Origin of the sequence: Pseudomonas sp. ITEM 17296, from assembly GCF_028895205.1 — a bacterium.
In the GTDB taxonomy this organism is placed as follows: Bacteria; Pseudomonadota; Gammaproteobacteria; order Pseudomonadales; family Pseudomonadaceae; genus Aquipseudomonas; species Aquipseudomonas kermanshahensis.
In genome coordinates, this window is record NZ_WJRS01000082.1 from 1 (window position 1) to 589 (window position 589).

Here is a 589-nt window from a genome sequence, read left to right on the forward strand (position 1 = left end):
TGGATCGAAGGCGAAAATTTCCTTGTTGTAGTTGTGCGTGGCTTCGAGTAGCCGGCCCACCGGGTCATAACGGTAGTAGGTGTCGCCTCGGTTCAGGTCATTGATGCGAGTGAGCTGGCCGCTTTCGTCGTATCGGTAGTTGCGAGCTGCAATGCGCTTAGTGGCACCACGGTGTGCCAGGGTCTGTTCTAGCAGTTGGCCATTCGGGCTCCAGGTTTGACGCTGAACCAGGCCATTACCTTGCTCTCGGCCAATCTCGCGGTGCAAGTCGTCACGCTGGTAGCTGATCAGTTCACGATCATCGAACTTGAGGCCGAGCAAATGACCGCTGCCATAGGTGAGCCAGCTGACGCGATGGCCATCAGGCCGTGTGGTGGCAATCCGCAGGTTGAGTGCGTCGTACTCGTGGGTGAACACGGCGACCTTCGGCTGCTTCATGTACTTGAAATGCTGATGCTCGCGGGTGTTGTTGCCCGTCAGGTCATAGAACCACTGCAGCTTGCAGTCCTTGTTCTCGGCGAGCAGTAACCTGCCATTGCCGTCGTAAGCGAAGCTTTCGGTCTCCCATTCTTTGCCACCGCGTTGGCCC

Annotated in this window: 1 pseudogene; it reads right to left on the reverse strand. The window is 57.4% G+C overall.

The window, feature by feature from the left end:
- Positions 1–589 (reverse strand): annotated as a pseudogene (locus GIB19_RS28150) (RHS repeat-associated core domain-containing protein); the annotation flags it as partial.